Raw genomic sequence first — 14023 nt, forward strand, 5'->3', positions numbered from 1 at the left:
TCCTAGTCGCCGTCGCGCGGCACCAGCGTCACCCGGTGGAAGTTGCAGCCGGTCATGGGCGGGTTCCCGGAAGGGGGCCCGCCCGCGTGTGCTTTCAGGGCGACGCTGACCAGGCTCAGCAGCAGATCGACGTCCGTCTCGCAGTCCAGGTGGACGGTCACCCAGCGGGAGCCCGGGATGATCCGGATCGCGGTGGACTCACTGAGGTCGTCATGGAATCGCAGGATCGCCCCGACGGTGAGATGCAGATCCACATCGTGGTCGGAGTGGAAGTGCACGATCTCGCTGTGGACGGACCGCAGCGCCTGCCCCGTGCCACAGCTGGCCGGGCCCGGACTGAGGTCGGGCCAGCCTGTCAGTCGCTGCATGGCTCTCTCGGCCAGGGTCATGTCCCCATCGTGTACTGCTCACCGCTTCGCAACCAGAGGTTGAGCGATTTGTAACCGGGGCGTGAGGTACCGCACACCTCCGGAGTGTCCGGCGTGCGGTACCTCGCACCGGGTCAACTCCCGTCCGCCACCAGCTTTTCGTAGCCCACGAGCCGTACACACGTGGCCACCCCGTCGATGATCTCCTCGATCTCCGAGGCGTCCGGGAAGGAGGGAGCGATCCGGATCGTACGGTCCTGGGGGTCGTCGCCGTACGGATGGGTGGCGCCCGCCGGTGTGAGGGCGAGACCGGCGTCCGCCGCGCGGCGCACCACGTCGCGGGCGCAGCCGTCGGGGACGTCGAGGGTGATGAAGTAACCGCCCCTGGGCGTGGACCAGGTGGCGAGACCGGTGTCTCCCAGCCGGTCGGCGAGGATGCGCAGCACGGTGTCGAACTTCGGCCGCAACAGCTCACGGTGCTTGCGCATATGGGCGCGCACCCCGTCCGCGTCGCGCAGGAACATCACGTGCCGCAGCTGGTTGATCTTGTCGGGTCCGATGGACCGCTTGGCGCTGTACCCGCGCAGCCAGTCCACGTTGGCCGGGGACGAGCCGAAGAACGCCACGCCCGCACCGGCCAGCGTGATCTTCGAGGTGGACCCGAACACGAAGGCCCGGTCCGGGTGTCCACTGTCGGCGCAGGCGTCCAGCAGGTCGGCGATCTCCACCTCCTCGTCGGTGAGGTGGTGCACGGCGTAGGCGTTGTCCCAGAAGATCCGGAAGTCCGGCGCCGCGGCCGGCATCGCGGCGAGCCGTCGTACGGTCTCGTCGCTGTAGCAAGTCCCGTCCGGGTTGCTGTACTTGGGCACGCACCAGATGCCCTTGACCGCCGGGTCCGCGGCGACCAGCCGCTCCACGACGTCCATGTCGGGGCCGTCGGCGGTCATCGGCACCGGGATCATCTCGATGCCGAAGCGCTCGCACAGCGCGAAGTGCCGGTCGTAGCCGGGGACCGGGCACAGGAACGCGATCCGCTCCTCGTCCGCCCAGCGGCGGGCCGCCCCGGGCAGCGTGCCGAGCAGCGCGTGCACCAGACAGTCGTGCATCAGCTCCAGGCTGGAGTTGCCCACGGCGAGCAGCTGCCCGGCCGGCACCTGGAGGAAGCCGGCGAAGATCGCGCGGAGCTCCAACAGCCCGTTCGCGCCACCGTAGTTGCGGCAGTCCGTGCCGTCGGCCGAGGTGTGGCGGCCGTCCGGCAGCGAGAGCAGTTCGGCGGACAGGTCGAGCTGCCGCGCGGAGGGCTTGCCGCGGGTCAGGTCGAGCGACAGCTTCTTCGTGAGGAGGGCTTCGTAGTCGCTCCGGGCCGCGTCGAGGCGGGCCGGGAGGGAATCGGCGCTGTGCGAGGGTGAGGGAGAGGTCACGGAGGTCGACGCTACAAAGCCGCGTCTCACACCACAAACCGATAAGCCCGGCCCCCACCGGCAGTGACCCGGGCGAGGACCAGGCCACGCGACGTCGATGTCGGATTCCCGCCAGCCCCGGTCCGGCGCGTATCGGATGCTGGACACATGCAGAACGGGATGCACACCGACACGGAGCGCTGCGTGCGCGCGGTCCAGTCCAAGGACGCGCGCTTCGACGGCTGGTTCTTCACGGCCGTCACCACCACCCGCATCTACTGCCGGCCCAGCTGCCCGGTCGTACCGCCCAAGCCCGAGAACATGACGTTCTACCCGAGCGCGGCGGCCTGTCAACAGGCGGGTTTCCGGGCCTGCAAGCGCTGCCGCCCCGACACCAGCCCCGGCTCCCCGGAGTGGAACCAGCGGGCCGACCTGGTGGCCCGCGCGATGCGACTGATCGCCGACGGAACCGTGGACCGCGAGGGCGTTCCCGGCCTCGCCGCCCGCCTCGGCTACAGCACCCGGCAGATCGAACGCCAGCTCCTCGCCGAACTCGGCGCCGGTCCCCTCGCGCTCGCCCGCGCCCAACGCGCCCAGACGGCAAGGCTGTTGATCGAGACGACCGGGCTCCCGATGGCGGAGATCGCCTTCGCCGCCGGCTTCTCCTCGATCCGCACCTTCAACGACACCGTGCGCGAGGTCTTCGCCCTCTCCCCGAGCGAGCTGCGCAACAGGCGCCCGAGGACAACGGTGTTGACCCCCGGCACGCTCACGCTCCGCCTGCCGTTCCGCGCCCCCCTCAACCCCGACAACCTCTTCGGCCACCTGGCGGCGACCGCCGTACCAGGCGTCGAGGAGTGGCGGGCCGGCGCCTACCGCCGCACCCTCCGCCTCCCCTACGGCCACGGCATCGCGTCGCTCACTCCCCAGCCCGACCACATCGCCTGCCGCCTCACCCTCAGCGACCTGCGCGACCTGCCCGTGGCCATCAGCCGCTGCCGCCGCATGCTCGACCTGGACGCCGATCCGGTCGCGGTGGACGACCAGTTGCGTACGGATCCGGTACTGGCACCCCTCGTCGACAAGGCACCGGGCCGACGCGTCCCGCGCACGGTCGACGAGGCCGAGTTCGCCGTACGGGCCGTCCTCGGCCAGCAGGTCTCCACGGCGGCGGCCCGCACCCACGCGGCCCGCCTGGTCACCGCCCACGGCGAACCGGTCGACGACCCCGAGGGCGGCCTGACCCACCTCTTCCCGTCCCCGGAGTCACTGGCCGCGCTGGACCCCGAGTCCTTGGCGATGCCGCAGACCCGCCGCACCACCTTCACCACCCTGATCGCCCAACTGGCCGACGGAACCCTCCACTTGGGAGTCGAAAGCGACTGGTCGGAGACGCGCGCCCGCCTCCTGGCCCTCCCCGGCTTCGGCCCCTGGACGGTCGATGTCATCGCCATGCGCGCCCTCGGCGACCCCGACGCCTTCCTCCCCACCGACCTCGGAATCCGGCGCGCCGCCCAGGAGTTGGGCCTCCCGTCGACCCCGGCCGCCCTCACCGCCCGCGCGGCGGCCTGGCGGCCGTGGCGGGCGTACGCGGTCCAGTACCTGTGGGCGACGGACACCCACCCGATCAACTTCCTGCCTGCGTAAGGGAAAACAGAAGTGACGAAGCACCACACCGTGATCGACAGCCCCTACGGCCCGTTGACCCTCGTCGCGGACGAGGACGGCGCCCTGTGCGGCCTCTACATGGTCGACCAGCGCCACCGCCCCCCGGAGGAATCCTTCGGCACCCCCGACGACACCCCCTTCCCCGAGACCACCGCCCAACTACAGGCCTATTTCGCGGGCGAGTTGAAGGAGTTCACCCTCGAACTGCGCCTGCACGGAACCCCGTTCCAACGCACGGTCTGGGACCAGCTCCGCCGCATCCCCTACGGCGAGACCCGCTCCTACGGCGACCTCGCCGACGCCCTCGGCAACCCGGGCGCCTCCCGCGCGGTCGGCCTCGCCAACGGCAAGAACCCCGTCGGGATCATCGTCCCCTGCCACCGGGTCGTCGGCGCGAACGGCAGCCTCACGGGCTACGGCGGAGGCCTGGACCGCAAGCAGCGACTGCTGGACTTCGAGAGCGGGGCGGCGCTTTTCTGATCCCGTCAAAGTGCTTTGTGGGCAAGGGAGTTGAAAGGGGTCGTTCGGCAGGTCCGTGTAGTGTCCTGTCGTGTGCTGGCTGAACAACGACATCAACTCATCCTGCGGGCCCTGAGATCCGGCGGCACTGTCACCGTGACGGATCTCGCCGGCCACCTGGACGCCAGTGCCGCGACAATCCGTCGTGACCTCCTCAAACTGGAAGCGGACGGGTTGCTCACGCGGGTTCATGGCGGAGCGGTCGTAGAGGAGGCCCCCGCGCCGTTCACCGAGGCTGCCGAGGCCCAGGTGGACGCCAAGGACGCCATAGCCGCCGAGGCGGCCAGGATGATCGAGGACGGCCAGTCGATCATCCTGGACTCCGGCTCGACGGTTCACCGGCTCGCCCGCCGGTTGCACGGGCGCCGGATCACCGTGATCACCAACAACCTGGCGGTGTACGAGGAACTCGTCCAGGACGAGCACGTCCAGCTCATGCTGCTCGGCGGCATGGTCGTACGGGAGTCGCGCATGCTGGACGGCTTCATGGCGGAGGACAATCTTCGCCAGGTGCACGCCGACTGGCTCTTCATGGGAGCCTGCGGGGTCCGCGCGGGTGCTCAGGTCATGGACACCACGGTCGCCGAGGTGCCGGCAAGACGGGCCATGATCGCCGCCAGTGACAAGGTGGCGCTGCTAGTCGACGACACCAAGTTCCCCGGAACCGGCATGGTGAAGATCTGCGGTCCGGAGGACCTGGACGTCGTCGTGACCGACGCGGTGCCGGGCGCCGCAGCCTGGACGGCCTTCGAGGAAGCGGGCGTGGACGTGATCCGGGCGAACCCCGTTGGAGCGGTCCAAACCGCCGCTGCCGCCGCTGCCGTCGATGCCGTCTGCGCCTAGCAGTCCCGCTCCTGGCTCAGCCGGCGCAGCAGCTCGGGCAGAGCCGTCCCGATCGGCTCCCGTACGACCTCGTCGGCGAGTTCGTCGTAGGGCGTGGGCTCGGCGTTGACGATGATCAGGCGGGCCCCGTGGTCGGCGGCGACGCCGGCGAGGCCCGCGGCGGGCTGGACCTGGAGGCTGGTGCCGACGGCGATGAAGACCTGGCAGGCCTTGGTGATGGCGGCGGCCTCGCCGAGGACGACGGGGTCGAGCCGCTCGCCGAAGAAGACGGTCGCCGACTTCAGGATGGCGCCGCACTCCAGACACGGCGGATCCGCCTCGCCGGCCGCGACCCGGGCGAGGGCGTCCTTCATCGGCCCCCGCGCATGGCATCCGGTGCAGCTGAACTCCCGTGCGGTGCCGTGCAGTTCGAGCACCTTGCGGGCGGGCAGGCCGGCGAGCTGGTGCAGTCCGTCGATGTTCTGCGTGATGACCCGCACGGGTACGCCGGCCTTCTCCAGTTCGACGATCGCCCGGTGCGCGGCGTTCGGCTCCGCCCCGAGCGCGCGGTTGTCGCGGCGCAACTGCCAGGAGCGGCGGCGGATCTCGGGGTCGCCCATGTAGTACTCGTAGGTCACGAGTTTCTCGGCCTCGGGGTCGCGCCGCCACAGCCCGTTGGGGCCGCGATAGTCGGGGATACCGGAGTCGGTGGAGATGCCCGCGCCACTCAGGAGGGCGACGAGAGGCTTGTTCATGGGCCGAGGGTAGGTCGCCCGGGTGCCGGGAGGCGAACGGATATCAACCGCCCGTCGCCCAGCGGGTCGCCGCGATCACACCGGCCAGTACGGCGGGGCCCGTCCACCACCAGCCCATGATCCGCCGGACGGACGGCAGCGCGCACACCCCCACCACCGCACCGGCGGCACCGATCGCGAGGACGCACGCGAGCACGATCCCGGCGTACGCGTCGTCGTCCCAGGGCCCGGACGGGCGGATGGTCACCGCCGTCCAGCAGCACGACGCGGCGACAAGGGTGAGCAGGACGAGCGGTACGGCGAGGACCAGACGCAGGCAACCGCGGTCGTCGTCCACGGGGGAAGGGCCGGTCATCGGTGCGGTGGGTTCCTTGCCTGGTGCGGATGTCAGGGGCGCGCCGACGGGCGTCGGCGTCCACGTATGGCCAAGGTGAGCGTCTCGCTCGACGCGGCGCTCGTCGTCCGCGACCGCATCCGGCGCGGCCACCGCACCGGGGCCCGCGACGACTCGTGGTGCGAGGTGGACGTGAAGGCCCGGGAGGTCGAGGAGCGAGGGCGAGACCGGGACCGTCGGGAAAGGGTTCAGCCCACCCGCCGTCCGTTCTCCAGCTCCGCCGTCCCCGACCCCTCCGCCAGCACATCGAGCCCGACCAGGACCCGGAGTCCCAGGGAACCCGGCAGGTACTCGGTCAGTTCCCCGCGCGGGACGAGGCGCCACGACAGCAGTTCCTCCTCCTGGAGCCGGATCGACTTGAGGTCGTTCGCGGTGAGGACTCCGCCGTCGTACAGGTAGGCCACCAGCGGCGGGTAGTCCGGCCCGTGGTAGATCCAGTCCACGGCGAGGAGTTGGCCGAGTTCGATGTCGAGGCCGATCTCCTCCAGCGTCTCGCGGCGCGCGCCCTGGCGCGGTGTCTCGCCGTCGTCCGACTCGATGGTGCCGCCCGGAAGTGCCCAGCCCTCACGGTAGTTGGGCTCGACGAGCAGGACGTTGCCCTCGGTGTCGCGGAAGAGCGCGGCGGCCCCGGCGAGGATGCGGGGGAGGCCGGCGAGGTACGTGGCGAAGTCTGGCGTGGTGGTCATTCAGGAAGGGTAACCAGCCCGCGCGGCCGCCTCTCCGAGAGCGCCGGTGTCCCGTCCCGCCGAGGTGAGGCGGCGGGGCGGGACACCACCGTGCGGTGAGCCCGTCAGCCGAGTGGGACCAGGCGGGCGCCCCCGTCGGTCTCGAAGACGGCACCGGTCAGATTGGCGTTGGTGGCGGCCAGGGCCACCACCTCGGCGATCTCCTGTGCCGAGGCGACGTGGCGGACCGGCAGGACGTCGGCCATCTGTGCGAAGTACGCGCGCTTGGCGTCCTCCGGCAGACCGCTCCACCAGGGCGTGTCGACGAGCCCGGGAGAGACGGCGTTCACCCGTATCGGGGCGAGTTCCGCGGCCAGCGGTCTGACCAGGGCCTCGACGGCGCCGTTGAGGGCGGCGATACCGGCGGTTCCCGGCATGCCGGCCCGCGCGGTGATGGCACTGAGCAGCGTGATCGATCCGTCCGGCGCGAGGTGTGGCAGGACCGCCTGGATCGTGGTGATGTGCGGCCAGAACTTGGCCTCGAACGCGCGTCGCAGCATCGTCAGGTCGAGATCGGCGACCGGCCCCGGCCCCTCGCTGCCGGCGGCGGCCAGGACCAGCCAGTCGACACTGCCGATCGCCTCAGCGAGGGCGCTCATCTCCTCGGGGATTCCCGCGTCGGCCCGATGCCCGACCAGCCCGGGATCGGTGTCGGCAAGGGCGTCGAGGCGCTCCTTGCCGCGGCCGACGATATGCACCGTGGCCCCCCGTGCCTGGAGCAGGCGGGCCGTCGCGAGCCCGATACCGGACGTTCCCCCGACCACTAAGGCAGTGTGCTGGGACATGACATCTCCTTATTTCGAACCGTGGCGTCTCGAATTAAGCTAGCCTCCATGGTCATGGACAAGCAACCCCCTTCGGAGTCACGCCCGGGACGCAAGCGCAGCGAGGAGAGCCGGTTGGCGATCCTGGTCGCGGCGTTCGAACTGGTCGACGAGGTCGGCTACGCGGGCCTGACGATCGAGGGAATCGCCCAACGCGCCGGATGCGGCAAACAGACGATCTACCGCTGGTGGCCCTCCAGGGCCCACGTTCTCCTCGAAGCGCTCGCCGTGAAGGCCGATCTGTACGTCACGAACGCCGATCACGGTTCCTACGCCGACGACCTGAGGGCCTTCCTGGAGGACTCGTTCCGGCTCGGCCGCCGACAGCGCGTCGTCGACATCCTGCGCGTCCTGATGGCGGAGGCCCAGATCAACGAGGAGTTCGGCCGGCTCTTCCGCGGCGCCTTCCTCCAACGGCGGCGCGACGCGCTCCAAGTCGTCCTCGACCGGGCCCGGACGCGGGGCGACCTGCCGCCCCGTCCCGCCGCGTCCACCGTCCTGGACATCGTGTTCGGCACCTTGTGGTACCGCGTCCTGGCCACGGGTGAGCCCATGGGCGACGACCTCGTCGAGGAGCTCACGACCCTCCTCACGCGGGCCGCACCACCCCCGACCGGCGCGGCGAGCACCCTGGGAGACCCGCGATGACCCCTTCCCGTACCGTCCTCGTCACCGGCGCCACCGACGGCCTCGGCCTGGCCCTGGCCGAACGCCTGGCGGCGGACGGCGCCGACCTGATCCTGCACGGCCGCGATCAGGCGAAACTCGACCGCATCGCGGACCGGTTCACGGCCCGCGGTACATCCCGGCCCCGGACCGTGACCGCGGATCTCGCCGACCTCGACCAGGTCCGCCGTATGGCCGCCGGGATCCGCGCGTCGACGGACCGGCTCGACGTCCTGGTGAACAACGCCGGCATCGGCGGCGGGCAGCCGGACGGCCGCACCCGCCGTACCAGCGCCGACGGCCACGAGCTGCGCTTCGCCGTCAACCACCTCGCCGGCTTCCTGCTCACCCTCGAACTCCTGCCGCTGCTGCGCGCGTCGGCCCCGGCCCGCATCGTCAACGTCGCCTCCATCGGCCAACACCCGCTCGACTTCGGGGACTTGATGCTGGAGCGCGACTACGACGGCTTCCGCGCCTACGGGCAGAGCAAGCTCGCCCAGATCGCGTCCGGCTTCGAACTCGCCGCCCGCCTGCCCGCGGGCGAGGTCACGGTCAACAGCCTGCACCCCGCCACCTACATGCCGACGAAGATCGTCCTCGCCGAGACCGGATACAGCATCGACACGCTGGAGGAAGGAGTGACCGCCACCTGTCGGCTCGTCACCGATCCGGCACTCGCCGGCATCACCGGACGCTTCTACGACCGCACCCGTGAGGCGCGCGCTCATTCCCAGGCGTACGACACCGAGGACCGACTGCGCCTGTGGCGGGCGAGCCTGGAACTCACGCAAGCCGAGAGTCCGTTGTGATGAGTGCCGCTGACGGTGTTCGCCGCGCGGGCTTCTAGCGGGCCGCCCGCAGCCCGTCGACGACGAGATCGAGGATCCGCCCGGCCCGCGCCTCCGAGCCGGGCCGCGCCGGATCGATCCGCCACAGCACGCTGAGCTGGAGCAGCACGTCCTCAGGGTCGATCCCGGACTTCAGCGAACCGTCGGCGGCCCCCGCCCTCAGGAGTACGTCGATCGCGGCCACGAAGGGCGCGAAGTACTCGTCGTCCGCGCCCCCGTCGGTCGCCGCGTGGATGACCTCGGCGACGCCGTACTTGAGCCGCCCGTAGTGGGCGACCTCGTCCAACCAGAGTCGTAGCGCCGCGAGCGGCGGATGTTCCGCCAGCAGCGCGGGCGCGCGGTCGATCAGGTGCTGGATGTCGTGCCGGTACAGCTCCAGGATCAGCGCCTCCCGGGTGGGGAAGTGCCGGTAGAGCGTCCCGATGCCGACGCCCGCCTGCTTGGCGATCGAGGTGAGGGACACATCATTCGACGCACCGCTCGACGCGGCGATCGCCTCGCGGGCGACGGCCAGGATGCGCTCCCGGTTGTCGAGGGCGTCACGGCGGGTCGGTTTCGGGTTCACGGGTGCGGGCCGTCCGTCCGGTGTCGGATTGCTAAGAGGAGGGTCCTCCGGTACGTTGGTGAATGTACCGGAGGGGCCTCCGTTTCGCTCTCCATTCTGGCACATCCCCACCCGACACCCCGACACCGCAGGGAGCACCGCCATGCCCGAACTCGTCCTGGTCACCGGAGGCAGCGGCTACATCGCCGGCTGGTGCATCGCCGAACTGCTCCGCCGCGGCTACGACGTCCGTACGACCGTCCGCGCCCCGGGCAAGGAACGTGCGGTCACCGACGCCGTCGCGACCGTCGCCGACCCCGCCGGGCGGCTGGGCTTCGCCGTCGCCGACCTCACCGCCGACGAGGGCTGGGACGCCGCGCTCAAGGGCGTCGACCATGTCCTGCACGTCGCCTCCCCGCTCGGCGCCGCCTCGGACGACCCCGAGGCACTGATCGCGGCGGCCCGCGACGGCGCCCTGCGCGTCCTGCGCGCGGCCACCGGGGCGGGTGTACGACGTGTCGTGATGACCTCGGCCGCGAACGCCGCGAGCCCCTCGTCGTACGCCTCGGAAGGCGTCACCGACGAGACGCTTTGGACCGATCCAGACGACCCGACCCTGATCCCGTACCGCCGTTCCAAGACCCTCGCCGAGCGGGCCGCCTGGGACTTCATGCGCGGCTACGACGGTCCGACCGAGCTGACCACCGTGCTCCCCGGCGCCGTCTTTGGACCGGTCCTCACCACCGCGAACCTCGGCTCCGTCGGCATCATCGCGCGCATGGTGGGAGGGAAGATGCCCGGCGTCCCGCGCATCGGCCTCGAAGTCGTGGACGTCCGGGACCTGGTCGACGTCCACATCCGGGCGATGGAATCACCGGAGGCCGCCGGTCAACGCTTCCTGGCCACCGGGGAGTTCGTGTGGATGGCGGACATCGCACGCACCCTGCGCGAGGGCCTCGGCGAGCACGGCCGTACCGTCTCCACGCGCCGCCTACCGGATTTCGCGGTGCGCCTCGCGGCCCGCTTCCTGGACCGGTCCCTGCGCGAGATCACCCCCGCGCTCGGCCGCCGCAACCGGCACAGCACGGAGAAGGCGCGCCGTGTCCTCGGCTGGGAGCCGCGCCCGGCCCGGGAGGCCGTCCTCGACTGCGCCCGGAGTCTCATCGCCCAGGGGGCCGTCTAGTTGACGGCGGTTTCCGCCAACTGCGTGGTCCGTTCGGCCAGTTCACTGATCCGCACGCCGTCGAACCCGAACACCGCACTGCGCACGGTGTTTTCGAGCGGGTCCTTCCACTGTCCCGGGATCGCGGCGGCGCCGTTCAGCACCCCGGCGACCGAACCGGCGGTCGCGCCGTTCGAGTCGGTGTCGAGGCCGCCGCGCACGGTGAGAGTGATGGTGCGGGTGAAGTCGCCGTCGCCGTACAGGAGTCCGGCCGTCAGGACGGCCGCGTTCGGGACCGTGTGGATCCAGCCGAGGCCCGCCGTCTCCTCGGACAGTGTGGTGAGCGTGTCCTCCCAGGTCATCCGGGTCTCGTGCAGCGTGAGCACCCGGCGCACCGTGCGCGCGAGGCGGCAGCCCGGCGGGATCACGGTCAGCGCCGTGTCCAGCGCGTGCCGCACGGTCGGCGCGGTGAACGCCGCCGAGATCAGGGCGGCGGCCCACATCGCGCCGTAGACACCGTTCCCCGTGTGGGACAACACGGCGTCCCTGCGCGCCAGTTGGGCCGCGCGGAGCGGGGCACCCGGGCTGGTCCAGCCGTAGATGTCGGCGCGGATCAGGGCGCCGATCCACTCCTGGTACGGGTTGTCGTACGTCGCCGTCAGCGGCGGCTTGAGGCCGTTGGCGAGGTTGCGATAGGCGGCGCGCTCGGCCGTGTACGTCTGGAGGTACGGCAGGCGCAGCAGCCACAGTTCGCCGACCTGCTCGGTGCTGAAGCCGAAGCCGTGGGTCTCCAGGAGGGCGAGGCCGAGGACGGCGTAGTCGACGTCGTCGTCACGGCAGCTGCCGTGGATCCGGCCGCGCACGCACCGCCGCCACTCGGGGCGCAGTTCGAAGCCGTCGTCCTCGCCGGGAGGCTCCGGCAGGTAGTCGGTGAGCGGCAGGGCGGCGGCCCGCCGGAGATAGCGGTCGATGCGGTCGCGCGTCCACAGGTCGCCCTGCTCGACCGGTTTGCCGAGCATGTTGCCCGCGATCCGGCCCAGCCAGCCCCCGAGGACACGGTCCGCGAGCATCTGCTCAGTACCTACTGGGGTCATGTCCCCGGTCTACCCGATTCCGGGCCCGGCAGCGGCACAGCGGACGCTCAGCGCGGTCCCAGCGTTCGGTCGGGGCATGACGGCGGGGGTGTCCGCCGGTTAAGGTCGCAAGCGGCGCGACTGGCCCTGAAGTGTGCGGGGCCCGTAGAGCAAGGGGATCGCAAGGTGGCGGACGCTGCACAGAGGGGTGCCCACAGGGTGCTCATCGCCGCGGACAAGTTCAAGGGGTCGCTGACGGCCGTGCAGGTCGCCGAGCGGGTGACGGCCGGGCTGCGCCGGGTCGTACTCGATCTGGAGGTCGCGGCGGTGCCGGTCGCCGACGGCGGCGACGGCACGGTGGACGCGGCCGTCGCGGCCGGGTTCGAGCGACGGGAGATACGGGTCGCGGGGCCTCTCGGTGACGAGGTCACCGCGGCCTTCGCGGTGCGCGGCGACACGGCCGTCGTGGAGATGGCCGAGGCGAGCGGGCTGCAACGCCTGCCCAAGGGCGTCTTCGCCCCGCTCACCTCCTCGACGTACGGCTCCGGCGAACTGCTGCGGGCCGCGCTCGACGCGGGCGCCCGCACGATCGTGTTCGGCGTCGGCGGCAGCGCCACGACCGACGGCGGCGCGGGCATGCTCTCCGCGCTCGGCGCGCGCTTCCTGGACGCGGACGGCGAACCGGTGCCCTCGGGCGGCGGCGCCCTGATCGACCTGGCCTCGGCGGACCTCTCCGGCCTCGACCCGCGCCTCGCCTCCGTCGCCCTCGTCCTCGCCAGCGACGTCGACAACCCGCTCACCGGCCCCAAGGGCGCCGCCGCGGTCTACGGCCCCCAGAAGGGCGCCGCACCGGACGACGTGGACGCCCTCGACGCGGCCCTCGGCCACTACGCGAAGATCCTGGAGGAGTCGACCGGCACCAGGGCCGCCGAGTACGCCGTCGCTCCCGGCGCGGGTGCCGCCGGCGGCATCGGTTACGGCGCGCTCCTCCTCGGCGCCCGCTTCCGCCCCGGCATCGAGGTCATGCTCGACGTCCTCGGCTTCGCCGCCGCCCTGGAGGGCGCCACCCTCGTCATCACCGGCGAGGGCTCCCTCGACGAACAGACCCTGCACGGCAAGGCCCCGGCCGGCGTCGCCGCGGCGGCCCGCGCGGAGGGCAAGGAGGTCGTCGCCGTCTGCGGCCGCCTCGCCCTGCCCCCACAGGCCCTCGGCCACGCGGGCATCCGCCGCGCCTACCCGCTGACATCGGTCGAACCGGACGTAGTGAAGTGCATCGCCGACGCGGGCCCGATCCTGGAGCAGGTCGCGGAGAACATTGCCCGGGACTTCCTGGTCTGAGCCCCGCACGAGGAACGCCGAAGGGCCCCGAGCCAAGTAGCGGCTCGGGGCCCTTCGTCTTCGTCTGCTACGACCGCTACCGCTACGGCTGCGCTGCCCGCGCCTCGCGTCGGTTGTCACGGAAGTTGTTCACGCGGCGGGCCGTCGCGAACAGGGGGATCACCGCGCCCATCACCAGCTGGAGCGCGCAGCCCGTCTGGAGGAGCAGCTGGCCGCTCGGGGCGTCGAACGCCCAGGCCGCCAGCAGGCCCATCGACAGGACGATCCAGGCGAGCATCGCGACCGCGAGGCGACCGCGCGGCTTCGGGTACTCGACCCGGCTCACCATCAGCCAGGCGGTGCCCAGGATCGCCATGAGCGTCGCCACGAAGGGCAGCTCAAGGAGCACGATCGAGACCACCGTCAGCGCGCCGAACGGGGAGGGCATGCCCTGGAACATGCCGTTCGGCGGGGTCACGCACGAGAAGCGCGCGAGTCTCAGCACCACGGCCAGCAGCACCACGATCGCACCGACCGCGGCCACTCTCTGGTGCGCGTCGTCCGCGACCATGCCGTAGACGAGGACGAAGTACGCCGGTGCGAGGCCGAAGCTGATCAGGTCCGACAGGTTGTCCAGCTCCGCGCCCATGGGGGAGGAGCGCAGCTTGCGGGCGACGAGGCCGTCGAAGAGGTCGAAGACCGCCGCGCACAGCATCAGGATGACCGCGGTGGCCGCGCTGTGGCGGGCCATGCCGGTCGACTCGTCGTTGCCCGTCAGGTGCGGGATCAGGATGCCGGTGGTGGTGAAGTACACCGCCATGAAGCCGCAGGTGGCGTTGCCGAGGGTGAGGGTGTCCGCTATTGAGAGGCGGAGAGAAAGAGGCATCTCCTCCTCGTCGTCCACCTCATCGGCCTCGGGCACCCAGCCCGCCTGTGTC

General features: G+C 71.4%; 16 protein-coding genes. 7 read left to right on the top strand and 9 right to left on the bottom strand.

All coding sequences use genetic code 11. The features are described from left to right. Positions 1–2: 2 nt before the first annotated feature. Together ACWIHT_RS12795 and ACWIHT_RS12800 are read right to left on the bottom strand one after the other, a co-directional pair. Positions 3–389: a luciferase domain-containing protein gene (locus ACWIHT_RS12795; protein ID WP_456167352.1), complete on the bottom strand. Its 387-nt coding sequence runs from the start codon at positions 387–389 to the stop codon at positions 3–5. A gap of 113 nt (positions 390–502) precedes the next feature. Beyond that, positions 503–1789 carry an aminotransferase class I/II-fold pyridoxal phosphate-dependent enzyme gene (locus tag ACWIHT_RS12800; protein ID WP_456167354.1) on the bottom strand — a complete coding sequence of 429 codons (1287 nt, stop codon included), beginning with the start codon at positions 1787–1789 and terminating at the stop codon, positions 503–505. A 147-nt stretch (positions 1790–1936) separates the two neighbouring features. Here ACWIHT_RS12800 and ACWIHT_RS12805 point away from each other — a divergent pair, with 147 nt between their 5' ends. The 3 genes from ACWIHT_RS12805 (at position 1937) to ACWIHT_RS12815 (ending at position 4798) form a co-directional block, all read left to right on the top strand. Beyond that, positions 1937–3415 carry an AlkA N-terminal domain-containing protein gene (locus ACWIHT_RS12805; RefSeq protein WP_456167356.1) on the top strand — a complete coding sequence of 493 codons (1479 nt, stop codon included), beginning with the start codon at positions 1937–1939 and terminating at the stop codon, positions 3413–3415. Between the two features lie 12 nt (positions 3416–3427). Next, on the top strand, positions 3428–3916 hold the full coding sequence (locus tag ACWIHT_RS12810) for a methylated-DNA--[protein]-cysteine S-methyltransferase (protein ID WP_456167358.1): 489 nt from the start codon (positions 3428–3430) through the stop codon (positions 3914–3916). A 72-nt stretch (positions 3917–3988) separates the two neighbouring features. Then, positions 3989–4798: a DeoR/GlpR family DNA-binding transcription regulator gene (locus tag ACWIHT_RS12815; RefSeq protein ID WP_456167360.1), complete on the top strand. Its 810-nt coding sequence runs from the start codon at positions 3989–3991 to the stop codon at positions 4796–4798. Here the strand turns inward: ACWIHT_RS12815 and ACWIHT_RS12820 are convergent. From ACWIHT_RS12820 to ACWIHT_RS12835, 4 genes are all read right to left on the bottom strand, one after another. Beyond that, positions 4795–5532 carry an SIR2 family NAD-dependent protein deacylase gene (locus ACWIHT_RS12820; protein WP_456167362.1) on the bottom strand — a complete coding sequence of 246 codons (738 nt, stop codon included), beginning with the start codon at positions 5530–5532 and terminating at the stop codon, positions 4795–4797. The genes ACWIHT_RS12815 and ACWIHT_RS12820 overlap by 4 nt on opposite strands. A 43-nt stretch (positions 5533–5575) precedes the next feature. After that, entirely contained in the window at positions 5576–5887 is a 312-nt protein-coding gene (locus ACWIHT_RS12825) for a hypothetical protein (protein ID WP_456167364.1), read from the bottom strand. A gap of 227 nt (positions 5888–6114) precedes the next feature. After that, a complete protein-coding gene (locus tag ACWIHT_RS12830) occupies positions 6115–6612 on the bottom strand; it encodes an NUDIX domain-containing protein (protein WP_456167366.1) in 498 nt (165 codons plus the stop codon). Positions 6613–6716: 104 nt separating this feature from the next. After that, on the bottom strand, positions 6717–7436 hold the full coding sequence (locus tag ACWIHT_RS12835) for an SDR family oxidoreductase (RefSeq protein ID WP_456167368.1): 720 nt from the start codon (positions 7434–7436) through the stop codon (positions 6717–6719). 54 nt (positions 7437–7490) lie between these two features. Here ACWIHT_RS12835 and ACWIHT_RS12840 point away from each other — a divergent pair, with 54 nt between their 5' ends. Next, positions 7491–8123 (top strand): TetR/AcrR family transcriptional regulator, encoded by a 633-nt coding sequence (locus ACWIHT_RS12840; protein ID WP_456167370.1) that lies wholly within the window; start codon positions 7491–7493, stop codon positions 8121–8123. After that, entirely contained in the window at positions 8120–8950 is an 831-nt protein-coding gene (locus ACWIHT_RS12845; protein WP_456167372.1) for an SDR family NAD(P)-dependent oxidoreductase, read from the top strand. The genes ACWIHT_RS12840 and ACWIHT_RS12845 overlap by 4 nt, the downstream gene beginning before the upstream one ends. A gap of 34 nt (positions 8951–8984) precedes the next feature. Here the strand turns inward: ACWIHT_RS12845 and ACWIHT_RS12850 are convergent, their stop codons facing one another. After that, positions 8985–9554: a TetR/AcrR family transcriptional regulator gene (locus ACWIHT_RS12850; RefSeq protein WP_456167374.1), complete on the bottom strand. Its 570-nt coding sequence runs from the start codon at positions 9552–9554 to the stop codon at positions 8985–8987. 142 nt (positions 9555–9696) lie between these two features. Here ACWIHT_RS12850 and ACWIHT_RS12855 point away from each other — a divergent pair, with 142 nt between their 5' ends. Continuing rightward, entirely contained in the window at positions 9697–10716 is a 1020-nt protein-coding gene (locus ACWIHT_RS12855; protein WP_456167376.1) for an NAD-dependent epimerase/dehydratase family protein, read from the top strand. On the opposite strand, the gene ACWIHT_RS12860 is transcribed toward ACWIHT_RS12855, so the two are convergent. Then, the gene (locus ACWIHT_RS12860; protein WP_456167378.1) at positions 10713–11789 is read right to left on the bottom strand and encodes an ADP-ribosylglycohydrolase family protein; all 1077 of its coding nucleotides are present in this window, start codon (positions 11787–11789) and stop codon (positions 10713–10715) included. The genes ACWIHT_RS12855 and ACWIHT_RS12860 overlap by 4 nt on opposite strands. A gap of 198 nt (positions 11790–11987) precedes the next feature. Here ACWIHT_RS12860 and ACWIHT_RS12865 point away from each other — a divergent pair, with 198 nt between their 5' ends. Then, a complete protein-coding gene (locus tag ACWIHT_RS12865; RefSeq protein ID WP_456167380.1) occupies positions 11988–13106 on the top strand; it encodes a glycerate kinase in 1119 nt (372 codons plus the stop codon). A gap of 82 nt (positions 13107–13188) precedes the next feature. Here the strand turns inward: ACWIHT_RS12865 and pssA are convergent, their stop codons facing one another. After that, a complete protein-coding gene (gene pssA / locus ACWIHT_RS12870) occupies positions 13189–14007 on the bottom strand; it encodes a CDP-diacylglycerol--serine O-phosphatidyltransferase (RefSeq protein WP_200711556.1) in 819 nt (272 codons plus the stop codon). Between the last annotated feature and the right edge of the window lie 16 nt (positions 14008–14023).

The sequence above is a fragment of the Streptomyces sp. NPDC002276 genome (genome assembly GCF_053891435.1).

Coding starts and splice junctions, on each gene's coding strand:
- ACWIHT_RS12795 (WP_456167352.1), bottom strand. CDS start 389: ATGACCCTGGCCGAGAGAGCCATGCAGCGACTGACAGGCTGGCCCGAC.
- ACWIHT_RS12805 (WP_456167356.1), top strand. CDS start 1,937: ATGCAGAACGGGATGCACACCGACACGGAGCGCTGCGTGCGCGCGGTC.
- ACWIHT_RS12820 (WP_456167362.1), bottom strand. CDS start 5,532: ATGAACAAGCCTCTCGTCGCCCTCCTGAGTGGCGCGGGCATCTCCACC.
- ACWIHT_RS12825 (WP_456167364.1), bottom strand. CDS start 5,887: ATGACCGGCCCTTCCCCCGTGGACGACGACCGCGGTTGCCTGCGTCTG.
- ACWIHT_RS12830 (WP_456167366.1), bottom strand. CDS start 6,612: ATGACCACCACGCCAGACTTCGCCACGTACCTCGCCGGCCTCCCCCGC.
- ACWIHT_RS12835 (WP_456167368.1), bottom strand. CDS start 7,436: ATGTCCCAGCACACTGCCTTAGTGGTCGGGGGAACGTCCGGTATCGGG.
- ACWIHT_RS12840 (WP_456167370.1), top strand. CDS start 7,491: ATGGACAAGCAACCCCCTTCGGAGTCACGCCCGGGACGCAAGCGCAGC.
- ACWIHT_RS12845 (WP_456167372.1), top strand. CDS start 8,120: ATGACCCCTTCCCGTACCGTCCTCGTCACCGGCGCCACCGACGGCCTC.
- ACWIHT_RS12855 (WP_456167376.1), top strand. CDS start 9,697: ATGCCCGAACTCGTCCTGGTCACCGGAGGCAGCGGCTACATCGCCGGC.
- ACWIHT_RS12860 (WP_456167378.1), bottom strand. CDS start 11,789: ATGACCCCAGTAGGTACTGAGCAGATGCTCGCGGACCGTGTCCTCGGG.